Here is an 18,370-nt window from a genome sequence, read left to right as displayed (position 1 = left end):
TCAAGTTTTCGACCTCTTAACCCTCGTGGAGGCAGGCAATGGCAGACGACGGATCAGCGCAATCGGCCACGGTATGGCCACTTCCCAAGTTCCGCTTCGAAGTGAAGTGGGATTCGGCGGTGATGTCCTTCCAGGAAGTGTCCGGACTGGACGTGGAAGCGCAACCCATCGAGTACCGGCACGGGGACAGCCCCGCGTTCTCGGTGCTCAAGATGCCCGGCATGAAGAAGTACAGCGACGTCACGATGAAGAAGGGCGTCTTCAAGGGCGACAACAAGTTCTGGGACTGGTTCAACGAGATCAAGATGAACACCATCAAGCGCAAGCCGGTGACCATCAGTCTCCTGGACGAGGCCGGCAAACCCACGATGGTGTGGACGCTGACCAACGCCTGGCCGACCAAGATCACCAGCACCGACCTGAAGTCCACCGGCAACGAGGTGGCGATCGAGACCATCGTGATCGCGCACGAAGGCCTCGTCATCGCCAACGCCTGATGGCGGTCCCGCCCGCCCCGCCGCTGCCGCCCGCGGCGCGACCGTCGGCGCGGGTGACCCGCGCGCCGGCGCCGCGACCCGCAGGCGCGACGGGGGCGCCGCCTTCCCAGGGTCCGCAGGGACCGCAGGCGGCGGCGCTCTACCCGCCCCCGGCCTTCCACTTCGCGGTGACCTTCGGGGCCAGCGCGAAGGACGCGGACGGCGCCTTCCGCGAAGTCACCGGCCTGGGGCCGGAGATGGAGACGGAGAGCGTGGTCGAGGGCGGGCAGAACGCCTTCGTGCACCTGCTGCCCAAGGCGGTGAAGCACCCGAAGCTGGTGCTCTCGCGCGGCATCGCGACCATGGAGTCGCGGCTGCTGCTGTGGTGCCAGACGGTGCTGGAAGGCGGGTTGGCGCAGCGGATCATCCCCAAGCAGCTGCACGTCTTCCTGCTCGACGAGGAAGGCGGCCCGCTGCGGGTGTGGTCGGTGCAGAACGCGTATCCGGTGAAGTGGTCGGTGGAGGCCTTCCAGGCCACGCGCAACGAGGTCGCCATCGAGCGCATCGAGTTCGCCTACGCCGGCTCCAGCCGACTGGTGTGACGACCCCGGTGCACGGACCGCGGTGTGACGCCGCGTGAGACGACCAGGACAGAGACCCATCATGAGCATCGAAGTCAGACAACTGCTGATCCGCTCGCAGGTGACGCCCGCCCCGGCGCCGCCCGCGCCCGCGATCGCGCCGCGGGACCTGCAGCGCCTGCGGGAGCAGCTGCTCGCCGAATGCCGCGCCTGGCTGACCGACCGGCTGCGCGCGCAGCGGGAGCGCTGAGATGGCGGCCGCCTCGAACGCCACGGCCAACAACGCGCCCGCCTCCGCGTCGACCGCCCGCGGCCCCGCCGTGGACGGCGCTTCGCCGGAGCTGACCCGGCTGCTGCTGACGCGCTACAGCCTCAGCAAGGTGGGCACGGTCCAGCTCGACAAGGACACCAACTTCCAGGCGCAGATCAACCCCGCCGATGTCAGCCACAGCTTCGGCATCAAGTACGACACCACCAAGTCGCAGGGCTCGGCCGGCATCGAGCCGAAGTTCGCCAGCGTCGGCGACGAACGCGTCAACTTCAGCATCGTGCTGGACGGCACCGGCGTCGTGCCGCCCGTCTCCGGCCAGCCGCCCGACGTGAAGGGCCAGCTCGCGCAGCTCAACAAGGTGGTCTACGAATACGTGGACCTGCGCGCCGAGCCGCCCTATGTGCGCGTGCTCTGGGGCACGCTGATCTTCTTCGGCCGGCTGGAGTCGTTGAAGGCGCAGTACACGCTGTTCAAGCCGGGCGGCGATCCGCTGCGGGCCAAGGTCGACCTGGCCTTCGTCGGCGCGATGAGCAAGCACGAGGAACAACGCGTCACCAACCGCACCAGCAGCGCCGCCAACACGCGCACGGTGACGATGAAGGAAGGCGACTCGCTCGGCGCCGTCTGCGAGGAGGTCTACGGCAGCCCCTCCGCCTTCATGAAGGTGGCCCGCTACAACGGCCTGACCGACTTCCGCAACATCCCCGCGGGGACGGTGCTGAAGTTCCCCCCCATCGGGACCTGACATGCCCGGCGTCTCCCCCCTCCAGGACACCGTCGGCGTCGTCACGCTCAGCGTGCTGATCGACGGCGAGCGCCTGCCCGAAAGCGCCGACCTGATGTCGGTGACCGTGCGCCGCGCCGCCAACACCGTGCCCAGCGCGCGGCTGGTGTTCAACGACGGCGACATGCCGGACCGCGAGTTCCCGCTCAGCGACGCGGCCCACTTCAAGCCGGGCGCCGCGCTGACGGTGCAGGCCGGCTACGGCCAGCAGGAGGAGACCATCTTCGAAGGCCTGGTCGTGCGCCACGGCCTGCGGGTCGAGGGCGACAACGACGCGCGCCTGGTCGTCGACTGCCGCGACAAGGCCGTGAAGATGACGGTCGGCCGCCGCAACGTGAACTACATCGACCAACTCGACAGCGACATCATGAGCACGCTGGCCGGCGCGCACGGCCTGTCGACCGACATCGACGCGACCACGATCACGCACCCCGAGCTGGTGCAGCACTTCTGCAGCGACTGGGACTTCCTGCTGACGCGGGCCGATGCGAACGGCATGCTGGTGCTCGTCAACGACGGCACGCTGGCCGTCGTCGCGCCCAAGGCCACGGGCGAGGCGGCGCTGTCGGTCACCTACGGCATCGACCTGATCTCCTTCGAGGGCGACGTCGACGCGCGCCACCAGTACGGCAGCGCGATGGCGGTGTCCTGGGACCCGAAGGCGCAGGCCGCGCTGGAAGGCACCGCCGCCGATCCGGCGTCTCTGCCGGTGCAGGGCGACCTGGACACCAGCACGCTGTCGGAGGTCATCGGCCTGGCGAGCTTCCGGATGCAGGCCGGCGCGCCGCAGTCGCGCGACATGCTGACGCAGTGGGCCAAGGCGCAGCAGCTCAAGTCGGGACTCGCGCGGCTGCGCGGCCGGCTGAGCTTCCAGGGCAGCGCCAAGGCCAAGGTCGGCGGACTCATCGATCTGCAGGGCGTGGGCAAGCGCTTCAGCGGCACGGTCTTCATCACCGGGCTGCGTCACCACATCGAGGACGGCGCGTGGACGACCGAGGCGGACTTTGGCCTCGATCCCGACTGGTTCAGCGCGCGCGCCGACGTGCCGGCGCAACCGGCCGCCGGCCTGCTGCCGCCGGTGCCGGGGCTGCAGGTCGGCGTGGTGATGAAGCTCGACGCCGACCCCGCCGGCGAGCAGCGCGTCCAGGTCAAGGTGCCGGTGCTGCAGGCCGAGACCGAAGGCGTCTGGGCGCGGCTGCTGCAGTCGCACGCGAGCAGCGGCTTCGGCGCCTTCTTCCTGCCGGAGGTCGGCGACGAGGTCGTGCTGGGCTACTTCGCCGGCGACCCCTCGCATCCGGTGATCCTGGGCAGCCTCTACAGCAGCGGGCGCGCGCCGCCCTACGCGCTGGCCGCGCCCAACGACACCAAGGCCTTCGTCACGCGCTGCAAGCACAAGCTCGAGTTCGACGAGAAGGACAAGGTCATCACCGTCACCACGCCGGGCAACAACCGCATCGTGCTGAGCGACAAGGACAAGTCCATCCTGCTCTCGGACCAGAACGGCAACACGGTGGAGCTCAGTCCCTCGGGCATCGCGCTCGACAGCCCCAAGGACATCACCGTCACCGCCAAGGGACAGATCAAGCTGGACGCGGTCGGCGCGGTCTCCATCACGTCCAAGGCCGACGTGAAGACCAGCGGCCTGAACGTCAACAGCGAAGCGCAGATCGCCTTCTCCGCCAAGGGCAACGCCTCCGCGGAACTCTCGGCCTCGGGTCAGACCGTGGTCAAGGGCGCGATGGTCATGATCAATTGAGACCGAGTCAGGAGTCCCCGTGCCACCCGCCGCCCGCCTCACCGACCTGCATGTCTGCCCCATGGTCACGCCCGGCCTGCCGCCCATCCCGCACGTGGGCGGCCCGGTCATCGGCCCGGGCGTGCCGACGGTGCTCATCGGCATGCTGCCCGCCGCGGTCGTGGGCGACAACGCGACCTGCGTCGGTCCGCCGGACGCGATCGTGAAGGGCTCGGCCACGGTGCTGATCGGCAACAAGCCGGCGGCGCGCGTCGGCGACACCACCGCGCACGGCGGCAACATCGCGATCGGCCTGCCGACCGTGCTGATCGGGGGCTGAAATGGACGGCCAACACGACTTCCTGGGCACCGGCTGGGCCTTCCCGCCGGCCTTCGACCGGCGCACGCGCGGCGGCGTGATGGTGTCGGGCGTGACCGACGTCGAGGAAAGCCTGCGCATCCTGCTCACCACCGCGCCCGGCGAGCGCGTGATGCACCCGAGCTACGGCTGCCCGCTGCGGCGCATGGTCTTCGAGACGATGAACGACAGCACGCTGACGGAGATCCGCAGCCTGATCGAGCAGGCCATCCTGTTCTTCGAGGCGCGCATCACGCTCAACGCGATCGCCATCGACACCTCCGGGCTGTACGACGGCGTGCTGCGCATCCAGCTCGACTACACGCTGCGCAGCAGCAACAGCCGCCACAACTTCGTGTTCCCGCTCTACCTGCGCGAGGGCGAGGTGCTGGGGATGGACGATCCGCGGAGCGGCATGACCAGGGGCGAAACGGCCGGACGGGGGGTCGCATGAGCACCGGCACCGAACAGCGCGAGCGCTTCCCGATGGCCCTGGCGCCGGGCTACTTCCGCCCCGACGACCTGGACTTCGAGCAGCGCGTGGAGATGACGGCGCAACTGGCGCGCCACCTGCGCTTCATCGACCTCGACGACCACGACGCGGGCGACTGGAGCACGCTCTTCGCCACCGATCCGACGCTGGTGATGGCGCGCATCGCCGCGGTCGATCCGTGGCCGCTGCAGCAGCGTTTCGGGCGCGAGGTGGACTCGGCGCCGCTGCCGCAGCTGGCGCGCCAGGTGCTCACGCTGGCCGGCTGGCTGGACCTGTGGTGGCGCGCGCTGGCCGGCATCAGCGACACCGCGCCGCGCGTGCTGCGCGAGCGCATCCACCTGCTGGTCGACCAGCAGCTCGCCGCCGACCTGCGCTGGGTGGAACGGCGCTTCCTGCAGGGCGAGGACACTCCCGCCGCCCCGCGGCCGCCGGGACCGGTGGAGCGCGAGCTCTCGCGCATGTGGCATCGCCAGATCGGCGAGGAGGCGCCGGCCGATCCCGACGCCGAGCGCGAGGACCGCGAGCGGCTGCGCGAGCGCTTCTTCGCCTTCCTCAGCGCGGTGGACGACGTGCGCCGGCTGGCGCGCGAACTGCTGCCCGACAGCATCGCCACGGCCAACCACGAACCCGCGGCGGCGCTGCTGGTCGCCTTCCTGAAGGTGTGCGAGACGGCGCAGCAGGAGGTCAACCGGTTCCCCGCGCGGCACACCGCGTTCTACTACCGCGACTGCCTGGGATTCGATCCCGCGCCGTCGCGGGCCGACACCGTCTACCTCGCCTGCCAGCGCGACCTGCGCGCGCCGGGCGACGTGCACCTGCCGCCGGGCACCGCCTTCGACGCGGGCAAGGACGCGGCGGGCCGGCCGGTGCGCTTCGTCAGCGACGGGCCGCTGACGGTCACCGACGCGAAGGTCGAGACCCTGCGCACGCTGCGGCTGGAACGGGACCGGCTGATCGCGCCCGAGCGCGACCTCAACTACGTCACCCGCGCCAAGGTCGCGCGGCCGGTGGCGGACGGCCGCACGGTCTGGCCGCTGTTCGGCGCGGCCGGCGGCGCGGGCGCCGAGGATGCGCGCATCGGCCTGGCCATCGCCTCGCCGCTGCTCCTGCTGCGCGAGGGCGAGCGCGAGATCCGCGTGATCCTGCGCCAGACCTCGTCCGGCGCCGCGCCGGACCTGCGCAGCCTGCGCGACGCGGTGCTGCGCGCCAAGACCGCGGACGCCTTCCGCGATGCCTTCGGGGATCTGGTGCCGCAGTGGCTGCTGGCCGGAGGGGATGCGGCGACGCCCTCCCCCGACGACCTCCGCGACACCGACTGGGTCTCGATGCGCAACGCCGCGCACCGCCTGCTGGGCGAAGGCCTGCCCGCGATGTTCGACGGCTCGGGCCCGCCCCACCGCGCGCTGATCTTCGACCGGCTGCTGCAAGGCGCGTTCCGCCTGAGCCTGAGCACGGCGACGGGCTGGTGGACCGTCGAGAGCCGGCTCGACCGCGCCGCCGGCGCCGGTCTCTCGCTGCTGATCCGGCTGCGCGCGGACGCGCCGGCCATCACCGGCGTCGATCCCGGGGTGCATGGCGCGGAGTGGCCGACGCGGCTGCCGGTGCTGCGACTGGAAGTGGCGACGCAGGGGCGGCTCTATCCGTACTCGCTGCTCGCGCGGCTGCCGCTGGCGGAGGTCGACCTGCGCGTCTGCGTGCGCGGCGTGCGCGACGTGCGGCTGGCCAACAGCCTGGGCCGGCTCGATCCGTCGAAGGCCTTCGCGCCCTTCGGGCCGTTGCCGGGCCTGTCGTCCTACCTGGTCGTCGGCTCGCCCGAGGCGGCGCGCAAGACGCTGGAGCGGCTCTCGCTGGACATCGAATGGGGCGGCCTGCCGCTCGAGCCCGGCGGCTTCGACACGCACTACGCGGGCTACGGCGGCCCCGCCGGCAAGGAACTGCGACAAGGCCACTTCAACACCGAGATCTCCTGGCTGCGCGACAGCCAGTGGCAGGCCTGCGCCAACCGCTCGGCCAACCAGCCGCTGTTCGCCGGCACCAACCCGGCGGGCGAGCTGATCGCGACGCAGCACATCGAGATCGATCCCGGCTCGGTGCGCAAGCTCAGCCGCGCCACGGACGAGGACTGGTCGACGATGCCCATCCCGCGCAACGGCCTGTGCCGGCTGCAGCTCAGCGGCCCGCGCGCGGCCTTCGGCCACACGGCCTATCCGATCGAGCTGGCCGCCACCGTGGCCGCCAACGCGCGCACGAAGCGACCGGGCCCGCTGCCCAATCCGCCGTACACCCCCGTGATCGAGCGCATTTCGCTGAACTACCAGGCCGCCAGCGTCATCGCGCTCGACCGCGACGACGATCCGCCCGAGGGCGTCGACGGCGAGCGGCTGTTCCACCTCCATCCCTTCGGCCTGCAGACGCTGTATTCGGCGATGTCGGGCGGCGGGCACGACCTGCTGCCGCGCCTGGGCGCCGACGGCAACCTCTACATCGGCCTGTCCTCCTGCGATCCCGGCGGCGTGCTGACGCTGCTGTTCCAGCTGCGCGAGTCGTCGGCGCGCAGCCTGCTCAACGGCAGCCGCCCGCGCACGGTGCAGTGGTCGACGCTGGCCAACGACGAATGGCGGCCGCTGGCGCCCTCGCGCGTGCTGGGCGACACGACGCACGGCTGCCTGACTTCCGGCATCGTGACGCTGGACCTGCCGCGCGACATGAGCACCGACCACACCGTGATGCCGGCCGGGCTGTACTGGCTGCGGCTGTCGGCGCGCGCGGAGTTCGACAGCTTCGCCGGCCTGGTGTCCGTGCGCACGCAGGGCGTGCGGCTGCGGCGGCAGATGCCGGGCGATGCCGGGGACACGGGCCGGAGCGTCCCCGCGCCGCGCAACGGCAGCGCGCCGCCCGCGCCGCCGGAGCCGCTGGTCGACGGCGTCATCGTGCGGCCGTCGGCGACGCTGCCGGGGCTGGCCTCGGTGACGCAGGTCGGGCGCTCCTTCAGCCTGCAGCGCGAGGAGGACGAGCGGGCCATGATCACGCGCGCCGGCGAGCGGCTGCAGCACAAGGGGCGCGCCTCGGTCGGCTGGGATGTCGAGCGGCTGCTGCTCTCGCGCTTCCCCGACGTGATGAAGGCGCGCTGCCTGCCCGCGCAGGACGGCAGCGGCGGCGTGACCGCGGTGGTGATCCCGACGCTGCCGCGCAACCTGCCCGCCCTGGCCTGCGCCGCGCCCCGCTTCAACGCCGTGGAGCTGGCCCGCATGACCGCGGCGCTGGCGGAGATCGGCTCGCCCTTCGCGCGCTTCCAGGTCCGCAATCCCGCCTACGACCGGCTGCAGCTGCGCGCCACGCTCGGCCTGACCCGCGGCGCGCATGAAGGCGCGACGCTGCGCCGCGTCAACGAGGCCATCGTCCACTACCTGTCGCCGTGGTTCGACGACGGCTACGGCGCGCGCTTCGACTGGCTGGTGCGCAGCGAGGACCTGGAGGCCCGGCTGCGCGCGCTGGAAGGCGTGAGCTTCGTGACGCAGCTGTCGCTGATCACCATCGCCTGCGACGACCGCGACGTCTACACGCTGGCCGACACCGCCCGCGCGCCGCTGGGCGCCGATCCGCCCGGCCAGGACGGCGCGCGGCCCGCCACGGGCGCCGCCCATGCGCGCGCGCAGCTGCCGTGGAGCATCGCGCTGCCGATGCCGCAGCACATCCTCACCGCGGTCGACCGCTTTCCGGAGACGGTGTCGCCGCGCGCGACGGGCGTCGACCGGCTGGCCGTCGGCAGCACCTTCGTCATTGGCGGACCGGACCGGCAGGATGCCGGGCCCGCCTTCGTGATCGGCAGGGGCGCGCCATGACGACCCGCAACCGCGACACGCTCAAGCAGTTCTTCCAGGAGGGCCGGCTGCCCACCAGCGACCACTTCGGCGACCTGATCGACTCGACGCTCAACATGAGCGACGAGGGCTTCCGCAAGACGCCGGAGAACGGCTTCGAGGTCTCCACGCCGGTCAGCCACGACGCGCTGATCAGCTTCTACCGCGAGCAGAGCGGCCGCGAGGCGATCTGGTCGATGGCCTACGGCGGCGACCGCGACCAGCTGCTGTTCCACCACGGCGACGCACGCGCCGCCGGCACGCGGGACCCGGTGCTGGCGCTGGACACCGAAGGCCGCGTCGGCATCGGCACCGCGAGGCCGCGCCAGGCGCTGGAGGTCGCGGGCGTGGTCGCGTCGACGGGGCGGCTCGGCGACTTGCGGAGCGTGGACGATGTCGGCCAGCCGCTCAAGGCCGACGGCGAATGGCACAACCTGACCGGTCCGCTGAACGGCTGCCAGGCCTTCGAGGTGATGGCCGGCGTCGGGCAGAAGGACGGCGGGCGCTTCGCGATGCTGCATGCGATCGCGATGAACACCTACAACCCGCTGCCGGGCTGGCTGGAGTTCCTGTCGCCGCGCAAGCGGATCCGCAGCCAGCACGCCTGGTACGGCCGCCGCTGCGATCGCATCCAGCTGCGCTGGGAGGGCAAGCACGGCCGGCGCGCGAGCTACCGGCTGCAGATCCGCACGCAATGCGACTACGGCGAGGGCAAGGTGATCCAGGCCTCCGTGTCGCAGCTGTGGTTCGACCCGGAGATGTCGGGAGCCACGCCATGAGCGCACGGACAGGCGGCATCGCCCTCGGAGGCACGCCATGAGCGCGGGCGGCGCGACGACGCGCACGTCGGCCTTCCCGTCCGATCCGTCGGATCCGTCGGGACCGGTCGTGCGTCCGGTGGTGCAGCCCCCACCGACGACGCCGGCCAAGCTGACGCCGACGACGGACGAGGAGCGCGACGTCGGCTTCGACGGACTGCGCGCCCGCGGCATCACGCTGCTGCAGCAGCTCAGCGGCGGCGTGTGGACCGACCACAACCTGCACGACCCCGGCATCACGATGCTGGAGCAGCTGTGCTTCGGACTCACCGACGTCGTCTACCGCGCGGGCTTCCCGGTGGCGGACCATCTGACCGGACCGGACGGCAGCATCGACTACGAGGCCCTGTCGCTGCATCCGCCGGCGGAGGTCTTCCCCTGCCGGCCGACCACGCCGGCGGACTACCGGCGCCACCTGCTCGACGCCACACCCGGCCTGGACGACGCGACGCTGGTGCCCGAGCCCGGTACCGGCCTGTACCGGCTGCAGTTGCAGCTGACGCAGGACACAGGGCGATCCATGGCCGGATCGACGAGCGGCCTGACGAGTGGCCTGACGAGCGGATCGGCGATGTCGTCGCCGGGCGGATCACGCCGCGATCCCGCCCTCTCCGACGACGTCGCCGCGGAGCGCATCGCCGCCGCGCGCGCCGCCTACTTCGAGCGCCGCAACCTCGGCGAGGACCTGCATCCCGACATCGTCCGCATGCGCGACGTGCCCTGCGACCTGCAGGCCGACATCGACGTCGCCGGCCCGCGCGACGCCGTCGACATCCTGGCCGAGGTCTACGACCGCTGCGCGCGGCACATCGCGCGCGCGGCGGTCTCGCGCACGCTGGACGAGCTGCTGCGCGAAGGCCACCCGCTGGAGCGCATCTACACCGGGCCGGCGCTGCGCAACGGCTTCATCGAGGACGCACCGGCGCCGGAAGCGGGCTACGCCACCGAGCGCCTGTTCCTCTCGGACCTGACGACGGTGGTGCTGTCCGTGCCCGGCGTCGTGGACGCCCGCGTGGTCGCGCTGCGGGCCGAGGGCCGCGAGGCCACGGCGGGCTCGGTCGAATGGCGCGGCCCGGACTGGGCGCTGTCGCTGCGCCTGCCCGACCGCGACGTGCCCTCGACGATCAGCGTGCGCCGCCGCGGCAACGTCGTGCCGGTGGCATGGAACGACCTGCGCCGGCGGCTGGAGGACCTGCGCTCGGCCGGCCGCTCCCATCGGGCGCACGGACTCACCGAGCAGGCCGCGCGCGCCGCCGAGCTGCTGCCGCGCGGCGTGCACCGCAAGCTCGACACCTACGTCTCGGTGCAGGACCACCTCCCCGCGATCTACGGCCTGGGGCGCTACGGCGTGCCGACCACCGCGCCGGCGCAGCGCCAGGCGCGCGCCAGGCAGCTCAAGGCCTACCTGGTGATGCAGGAGCAGGCCATCGCGCAAGGCCTGGCACAGCTGCAGCATCTGCGCGAGCTGTTCTCGGTCGCGCCCGGCGCGCGCCAGGGCCTGTGGACGCAGATGATCGGCCCCAAGGTCGTGCCGGGCCTCAAGGAGCTCTACAAGGAGGCGCCCGAGGTCGTGTCCGACGCCGTGTACAAGCCCTTCGACCGTTCGGCGCGGCGCAAGAACCGCGCGCTCGACCACCTGCTGGCGCTGCACGGCGAGACCTACACGCAGAACTCGATGCGGCAGTTCCTCGGCCACCTCAGCCCCGAGGAGTCCGAGACGCTGCTGCTGGAGAACAAGGCCACCTGGCTGCGCGACATCGTGCAGCTGACGCGCGACCGCGCGGGCGGCTTCGATCCGACCCGGCCGTCGTGGGACGTCGTGGACAACTGCGGCGGGCTGCAGCGCCGCGCCAGCCTGCTGCTGGGCTTCAAGCAGTCGCACGACCGGCCGCTGACACGCGCGCTGCGCGAGCAGCGCTTCACCCTCGTCGCAAAGCCGGGCGCCGCGCATCAGCCCTGGCTGCTCGACGGCCAGGACGAGGCGGTGCGCCTCGCCCCGTCCGCGGGCCACGCGGTGCAGCCGGCCGGCCGCGAGCAGGTGCGCGAGGACCTGCAGCGCATGCCCTGGCTGCGTCTGCCGATTCCTGCGGGGCTGCTGCGCGCCGGCCAGCACAGCGCACGCTTCCGGTTGATGCCGGTGGCTAGCGGGTTCGGCAGCGCGAGCAGCCGTGGTGGCACGGGCGGCACGGGCGGTGCAGGCAGCGCAGGCGGCGGCGGCGAAGCGCGCCGCCTCATCCTCGGGCCGGACGAGAACAGGCAATGGTGGTTGCTGGGCGATTTCCCCGACGCCGCCGCCGCGCGTCGCGGTGCCGCCAGCCTGCGGCTGTTCCTCCGTCACCTCGACCAGGAGAGCGAAGGCCTGCACGTCGTCGAGCACGTGCTGCTGCGTCCGCTGCGGCAGGACGGGCTCTCGCATGCGCGGCTGGGACTGTCGAAGGACTTCCATCAGCTGCGCGTGACGGTGGTGCTGCCGGGGTGGACGCAGCGCACCTCGCAACCGGCGTTCCGGAACTTCGCCGAAGAGACGCTGCGCATCAGTTGCCCGTCGCACCTGACGCTGCGCTGCCTGTGGCTGGATGCCGAGCCGATGCAGCGCTTCGAAGACACCTATGCCGCCTGGCTGGAGGCGCGCCTGGCCTGGACGGAAGCGCCGGGCGACGACCGCGCGCGGACGCTGGCGGACGAGACCGCGTGCCGCGTGATCGAGCGCCTGGGAGTCGACGACGACCCGACCTTGGGCGGCGTTAGCGGTAGCGGGCGACGCGGAGAGGACGACGGCCACGGGCCGATCGTGCAAGGCCATGCGTGAGTCCGACCGCCCCTCCTCGCACCTCGTCGAACGCATGACGATCGACGCGGACTTCGGCGCGGGCCTGCGTCTCGGCCAGGGGAGCGGCCCGGGCATCGGCCCGGGCTCCGGCGATGGCATCGGCCAGGGCTTCGGCCAGGGCATCGGCATGACGCCGGGTGAGTTGGAGGCGCGCCTGCTCGCCTGCGTCCAAGGGCCGATGCTGCGCGTGATCGACGAAGTCTTCGATGCCTGCTGCCCGCCCGAGGAGCACTGGCGTCTGGATGAACTGGAGATCGACCTCGGCGAACTGCCCGAGGCCGAGTGGGAGACCGAAGCGCCACGCCTGCTGCGCGAGCGCCTGCGCCGCGTGCTGGAGGAACTGCGCGGTCCCGGCGCGACCAGCGCCTCCGGCCGCGCGACCGGCCTGCGCGTGAGCACGCGGCCGCAGGCGCGACGCGAGGCGCTGCTGCATTTCCTGCGACACGGCCGGCTGCCCTGGCAAGGGCGCGGAGACGATCCGGTCAGCCTCGCGCGCGACGCGCTGCGCGAGGACGCGGGCGAGCTTGTCGTCGCGCTGCGCGCCGCGCCGGACCGTGCGGCGCTGCTGCAGCGTCTGGCCGCGCAATTCGACGAGCACCTGCTGGGCACGCTGGTCCACGCCTTCATGCCCGGCGAGCCGGCGGCGGCGGCGCGGCTGCTCGACATCGTCGCGCAGGCCCGTCGCGACGGCCGGTCGCCGCGCACGCGGGCAGCGTTGTGGGAGTCGGTGCTCGGCCAGGCGATGGACCATGCGATCGCCCCACGGCCTGCCGCGCTGATGCTGCTGCGCGCACAGCTGCTCGCGGCGCTGGACGCGGGCGCATCCTTCTCGACCGGCAGCGATCCGTTGAACGCCGTCGCGCATGCCTGGGCGCCGCTGCTGCGCGAGGACCGCGACTGGCTGCGCGCCACGCTGCAGCGCGTCGGCGAGACCGCGACCGTGCGCGAGCGCCTGGTGCAGGCCTTGCCCGAGCCGCTGTTGCCGCGTCTGCTCAGCCTGTGGATGGCCGAGCCCGCGGCCGAGGCCGTCGCCGCGTGGATCGCCGCCGTGGCGTCGGGCACCGTGTCCGGCGACCGGCCCGGCGGCTTCGCGGCAGGAGCGCCGGGATCGCGCGGGGCGAGTCCGTTCTCCTCGTCGATCCGCCCTCCTCCGTCGACAACGGACGGCGCCACGATCGAGGCGCGTCGGCGCCGGCTCTGGCAGGCAACACTCGGCCACGCCGTGCGACATCCGACGTCGAGCTTCGATCCGGCCAGCTACGAAGCGGAGGTTCGCGAGGATCTGGAACGGCATGCGACGCCCGGCGCAGAGCCGGCAGCGCGTTGGTATGACCGTGCCGTGCGCGCGGCCACGTCGGTGCTGGCGGCCGCGCTGAAGTCGTTGCGGCTGCCGTGGCGCAAGGGCCCCGCAGCGCCGGCGGCCGAGGAGGCGCGCCCGTCGACGATCCCCGCGGAGATGCCCGGCATCGATCCTTCAGCCGAGCAGATCCCCGTCGGCAACGCGGGACTCGTGCTGGTCTCGCCCTATCTGCCCCGGCTGTTCTCGATGCTCGGCCTCGCCGACGACCGCGCCTTCACCGGACCGGAGGCGGCCGCGCGCGGCGCGCTGCTGCTGCAGGCGCTCGCGACCGGCCATGCCGCCGCGCCGGAGCCGGAGCTCGCGCTCAACAAGCTGCTGTGCGGCATCCCGCTGGAGACGACGGTGCCGCGGCTGATCGAGCTGTCCGACCCCGAACGCGAGGCGATCGAGGGCCTGATCGCTGCGGTGATCCAGCACTGGCGGATCCTGGGCACCACCTCGATGGACGGGCTGCGCGGCAGCTTCCTGCGCCGCACCGGCGTGCTCGAACGCCGCGACGACGCATGGCAGCTCGCGGTGGAGCCCGGCCCCTTCGACATGCTGATCGATCAATTGCCATGGGGCTACGCGACCGTGCGTCATCCGTGGATGGAAAGGGTGATTCATGTGGACTGGCGCTGACCCGTCGCCGCGCGCGACGACCAACGCGCGCGCGCTGGAAGCCGAGCTGCACTGGCTGGACCGCGTGCTGCAGCTGCGCCTGGCCGGGCACTTCGGACAGGACGAGGCGGTGGCGTCGCCGCTCAGCGCAACGGATCGCGGCGAACTGCCGCCGCCGCCTGCGCTCCCGGCGCCGTCGGCCGAGCCGGCGGACGACCTCACGCGCCTGATCCACGAAGGCGGACTCGGCCCGGCCGAGCGGCTGGTGCTCGCGCTCGCGCTCGCGCCGCATCTGCGGCCGCAGCTGATGGATCTGCTCTTCGTCAGCAACCGCAACCTGGATCGCGGCTTCTGCGAATTCGGCGGCTGGAAGGGCCGGCACCACGGCGGCTTCCTGCCGACGGTGGAGACGGCCGCCTTCCTGATCGCCGGCGAGGACCTGGCGCGCCGCTTCGCGCTGCGGCAGATGCTCGACGAGACGGCGCCGCTGCGCCGGCTGGGGCTGGTGCGGCTCGCGCATGAAGCGCCCGGCGAGCCCTGGTACGGATCGGCGCTGCTCGCAGGCGCGGACACGCTGGACCTGCTGTGCACCGGCGAGGCCCGCAAGCCCGACTACAGCACGCAGTTCCCCGCCAAGCTCATCGAGACCAAGCTCGGCTGGAACGACCTCGTGCTCGACCCCGACGTGATGGACGAGGTCGAGGCCATCATCACCTGGGCCCGCCACGGCGAGACGCTGATGCGGGACTGGCAGCTCGACAAGGCGCTCAAGCCCGGCTACCGCTGCCTGTTCTTCGGACCGCCCGGCACGGGCAAGACGCTGACCGCGACGCTGATCGGCGACAAGGTGGGCGCGGACGTCTACCGCATCGATCTCTCGATGGTGGTCTCCAAGTACATCGGCGAGACGGAGAAGAACCTCGCGCAGGTCTTCGACCAGGCGCAGCACCGGCGCTGGATCCTGTTCTTCGACGAGGCGGACGCGCTCTTCGGCAAGCGGACCGCGACCTCGAGCAGCAACGACCGCCACGCCAACCAGGAGGTGTCCTACCTGCTGCAGCGCGTCGAGGACTTCCCCGGCACGGTGATCCTGGCGAGCAACCTCAAGGGCAACATCGACGACGCCTTCGCGCGGCGTTTCCAGTCCGCCGTGTACTTCCCGATGCCGGACGCCGAGCAGCGCCTGCGCCTGTGGGAAGGCATGGTGCGGCACACGGGACGGCTGGACGTGGACGTGGACCTGGCCGACTTCGCCGAACGACATGAACTCGCCGGCGGCGCGATCGCCAACGTGGTGCGCTTCGGCGCGATCAACGCGATGCAGGCGGGACGCGATCGCATCCTGTCGGCCGACCTGCGCCGGGGCATCGCCAAGGAACTGCGCAAGGAAGGACGCACGGTGTAGCCGCCATGGGAACACGCTCCTTCTTCCAATCGCTGCGTCGGCGGGGATCCGTCGACGAATGGGCCGATGACGCGCCCGGGTCCGACCGGACGAACACGCCATGCCGCCACTGCGCCCGCGTGCGCTGGTTCGTCGGCGGCACGCTGCTCGCCGCGGCGCTGCTGGTGCTGCACGCAGGCGCCCAGTCGCCGTCGCGACCGCCGGCATCTGCGCCTGCATCGAAGCCGACGGCGGCCTCGGCTTCCGCGTCTGTCGCTGCATCCGCCGCCTCCGACGCGACGATCTACGTGGCGACGCCGCGCGCCCTGCCGCCGCGGCCCGAAGAACCGATCGCATCGGCCGCCTTGCCTGCGACCATGTCGTCCGCGTCGGCGGCGTCGGCGGCTTCGGCTGCCGGTCGCGATCCGATGTGGCTGGTCTACCAGACGATCCCGCTGCCCACTGGCCGGCTCGACCGTCCGTACAAGGCGCGTGATCTCGTGCGCGGCGGCAAGCCGCCCTACCGCATCACCATCGACGGCGCGCTGCCGCCAGGCATGTTCGTCGAGGAGGATGGCGCGCTCGCCGGCACGCCGACGAAGACGGGCAGCTTCCGCTTCCTGCTCACCGCGACCGACGCGTCGCGGACGAGGAACCTCGAACAGGCGCTGTACGAGATCCGCGTCATCGATCCCAAGCCCGTCGCGGCCGCGGCACCCGCCGTGGCGGCGTCGGTCCCGACGGGCCGCTCCCCCACGTCGGCCAAGGCCCGCAAGCCGGATGCGCTGAAGACCATCACCGAGGACCAGACCTCCTTCACGGTGCCCGACGACCCGCCGCCGCCGATGACCTACGTGCTGACGCAGGAGAAGCTCGACGCGATCTTCAAGAACGCGGAGGCCTCCGCGGGCGAGTCGTTGATGACGGCGGCCGCGGCGGGCGAAGCGGCGGCGGAAGGCGAAACGCCGGGCCCGAAGGCGCTCGCGGTGAAGCCGCCGGTGATGGGGCCGACGCTGGACCAGCTGCGCGAGATGCTGATGCCGCTGAAGGACGTGGAGCATCCGACGCGCGCGGTGTTCCAGGACTCGCTGCGGGCGCGGCAATGCGTCTACTTCCTGCGGCATGTCAACGAGGTCGCCCTCGAGCAGAACAAGGCCGCGATCGAGCGTTGCCCGCGCATGGACGACCTCGCCGTCCGGGACCGCGCGCCTATCCCCGGCCACGCCGCGGCGCCGACGCCGGTCCAGGACAAGGGGTCGGGGTCGGCGAAGCTGCCGCCCGGCACGCTGCCGGTGAACGTCTTCCTCGACATGCTGATGCCGGCGACGCTGCGCGAGGAGATCACCGATGCCGCGGGCGAGGAGCATCCGGTCTCGCAGGCCAAGGCGCTGAATCTCACGGCGGACGGCTGCGGCTGCAGCCTGCCCGCCATCGAGAACGACGTCTACGCCTTCCTGCCCTACTGGATGCACGGCGAGGGCGACGCGCCCATCCCGGTGCGTTTCGACAAGTTCACGCGCATGCAGTACATGGGCGCGCTGCTGCGCAGCAACGGGGAGTACCTGCTGCCGACCGGCTACGAGAGCCCCGGCGGCGGCTTCGCGCGGCGCGTGGACCAGCACGGCGTCGGACTCGACCTGGTGCTGTACCGGCGCGACTTCCACGTGCTGATGCGACTGGAGGGCGAAGCGCGCGAGCGCATGTTCCAGGCCACCGAGGCCAGGCTCGGCGAGCTGCTGGACCTGCGCCACCGCGACCTGCAGGGCGACCTCGAGATGCTGCTGCCGCCGGGCTGGCGCGAGGCGGCCTACGTCTACGGCGGCATGACGGTCTTCTTCGAGCCGACCGACCGCGAGGCGGCCGCGCCGGAGTTCGAGCGCTTCTACCTCGAGTACGTGCAGCGCCTCGTGGCGGTGATGCAGAAGCGCCCGTCGCGGGCCTTCAACCTCAACCTCGTGATTCCGCAGCACCTGGTGGGGGAGACTGCGACGGCGTTCCGGTTCAGGAACCTGCTGGCGATCATGAAGAGCGCGGAGCACCAGCGCGGGACGGCCGACCTGGGCGACCACAAGGAGCGCGGCGCGGCGACGGGCTCGTACAAGTCCACGCCGGACTACGTCGGCACGACCGACGTCACGGTGCGCTTCCTGACGCCGCTGGGACTGGCGACGGACGTCAACAAGATGCAGCTGCGCAACCGCACCGACTTCAACGACGAGCTCACGGGCACCGACCGCATGGCGGTGGTGGGCAGCATCATGCCGGTGCTGGTGTATCCGGGCGGCAAGAAGCTGGACCTGCCGCCGGCCTCGCTCGACGCGCTGGACCGGGACCTCGTCTACGTCGGCTGGTCCTTCGGCGGCGTGGCGTTCTGGCCGGTGCCGGTGGCCAGCATCGGCGCGGGCGAGAGCGTGCTCGGCAAGCTCGACGACCGCTTCTGGTCCTTCCTCGACCAGGACACGCGCTTCTGCAAGATCGTGTGTCCGATGCGCATGCCGCTGCGGCTGGCGCTGGAGGCGCTGCTGCTGATCGTGGGCACGACGATGCTGCTGTACGGCTGGAACTGCCGGGTGCGGCGGATGGGCCACGTGATCCTGGTGGTGCTGTGGGCCGGGGCCTTGATCACGCTGGCGGTGGCCAGCGCGATCTTCTCCTGCGACCCGGTGCTGGAGCAGTTGAGGACGGGCAACACCTTGCTGGTCGTGATCATGATCGTGCTGATCGTGGGCGGCCTGATCGTCACCTTCAAGCCCCGGGTGGAAGCGCCCTGAGCGCCGCCGGAAGACGCGCGCAGGACAAACGCAGTACATGTGCAGTACA

General features: G+C 71.8%; 13 protein-coding genes. All 13 read left to right on the top strand.

Annotated features, from left to right (window positions below):
- Window positions 1–38 precede the first annotated feature (38 nt).
- Complete coding sequence (locus tag ABE85_RS05250; protein ID WP_067270800.1) at window positions 39–497, top strand: phage tail protein; 459 nt, start codon at window positions 39–41, stop codon at window positions 495–497.
- The gene (locus ABE85_RS05245; RefSeq protein WP_082938340.1) at window positions 497–1,078 is read left to right on the top strand and encodes a phage tail protein; all 582 of its coding nucleotides are present in this window, start codon (window positions 497–499) and stop codon (window positions 1,076–1,078) included. The genes ABE85_RS05250 and ABE85_RS05245 overlap by 1 nt, the downstream gene beginning before the upstream one ends.
- Window positions 1,079–1,139: 61 nt before the next feature.
- Entirely contained in the window at window positions 1,140–1,307 is a 168-nt protein-coding gene (locus ABE85_RS27370; RefSeq protein WP_157521954.1) for a DUF5908 family protein, read from the top strand.
- Window position 1,308: 1 nt separating this feature from the next.
- Complete coding sequence (locus tag ABE85_RS05240; protein ID WP_082938339.1) at window positions 1,309–2,073, top strand: LysM domain-containing protein; 765 nt, start codon at window positions 1,309–1,311, stop codon at window positions 2,071–2,073.
- Window position 2,074: 1 nt separating this feature from the next.
- Complete coding sequence (gene vgrG / locus ABE85_RS05235; protein ID WP_067270797.1) at window positions 2,075–3,868, top strand: type VI secretion system tip protein VgrG; 1,794 nt, start codon at window positions 2,075–2,077, stop codon at window positions 3,866–3,868.
- 19 nt (window positions 3,869–3,887) lie between these two features.
- Window positions 3,888–4,187: a PAAR domain-containing protein gene (locus tag ABE85_RS05230; protein WP_197507205.1), complete on the top strand. Its 300-nt coding sequence runs from the start codon at window positions 3,888–3,890 to the stop codon at window positions 4,185–4,187.
- A gap of 1 nt (window position 4,188) precedes the next feature.
- The gene (locus ABE85_RS05225) at window positions 4,189–4,659 is read left to right on the top strand and encodes a GPW/gp25 family protein (RefSeq protein ID WP_067270793.1); all 471 of its coding nucleotides are present in this window, start codon (window positions 4,189–4,191) and stop codon (window positions 4,657–4,659) included.
- Entirely contained in the window at window positions 4,656–8,540 is a 3,885-nt protein-coding gene (locus ABE85_RS05220) for a hypothetical protein (RefSeq protein WP_067270789.1), read from the top strand. The genes ABE85_RS05225 and ABE85_RS05220 overlap by 4 nt, the downstream gene beginning before the upstream one ends.
- Window positions 8,537–9,337 carry a hypothetical protein gene (locus ABE85_RS05215; protein ID WP_067270787.1) on the top strand — a complete coding sequence of 267 codons (801 nt, stop codon included), beginning with the start codon at window positions 8,537–8,539 and terminating at the stop codon, window positions 9,335–9,337. Before ABE85_RS05220 ends, ABE85_RS05215 begins: the two co-directional genes overlap by 4 nt.
- 37 nt (window positions 9,338–9,374) lie before the next feature.
- Window positions 9,375–12,185 (top strand): hypothetical protein, encoded by a 2,811-nt coding sequence (locus ABE85_RS05210; RefSeq protein WP_067270783.1) that lies wholly within the window; start codon window positions 9,375–9,377, stop codon window positions 12,183–12,185.
- Window positions 12,178–14,187: a contractile injection system tape measure protein gene (locus tag ABE85_RS05205; protein WP_067270780.1), complete on the top strand. Its 2,010-nt coding sequence runs from the start codon at window positions 12,178–12,180 to the stop codon at window positions 14,185–14,187. The genes ABE85_RS05210 and ABE85_RS05205 overlap by 8 nt, the downstream gene beginning before the upstream one ends.
- Window positions 14,171–15,571, top strand: coding sequence for an ATP-binding protein (locus ABE85_RS05200; protein ID WP_067270776.1), 1,401 nt, complete (start codon window positions 14,171–14,173; stop codon window positions 15,569–15,571). Before ABE85_RS05205 ends, ABE85_RS05200 begins: the two co-directional genes overlap by 17 nt.
- 5 nt (window positions 15,572–15,576) lie before the next feature.
- Window positions 15,577–18,321, top strand: a complete 2,745-nt coding sequence (locus ABE85_RS05195) for a putative Ig domain-containing protein (RefSeq protein ID WP_067270772.1) — start codon at window positions 15,577–15,579, stop codon at window positions 18,319–18,321.
- Window positions 18,322–18,370 lie beyond the last annotated feature (49 nt).

The organism is Mitsuaria sp. 7 (assembly GCF_001653795.1).
Classification (GTDB): domain Bacteria; phylum Pseudomonadota; class Gammaproteobacteria; order Burkholderiales; family Burkholderiaceae_C; genus Roseateles.
This window is presented reverse-complemented; position numbering and strand designations above follow the sequence as displayed.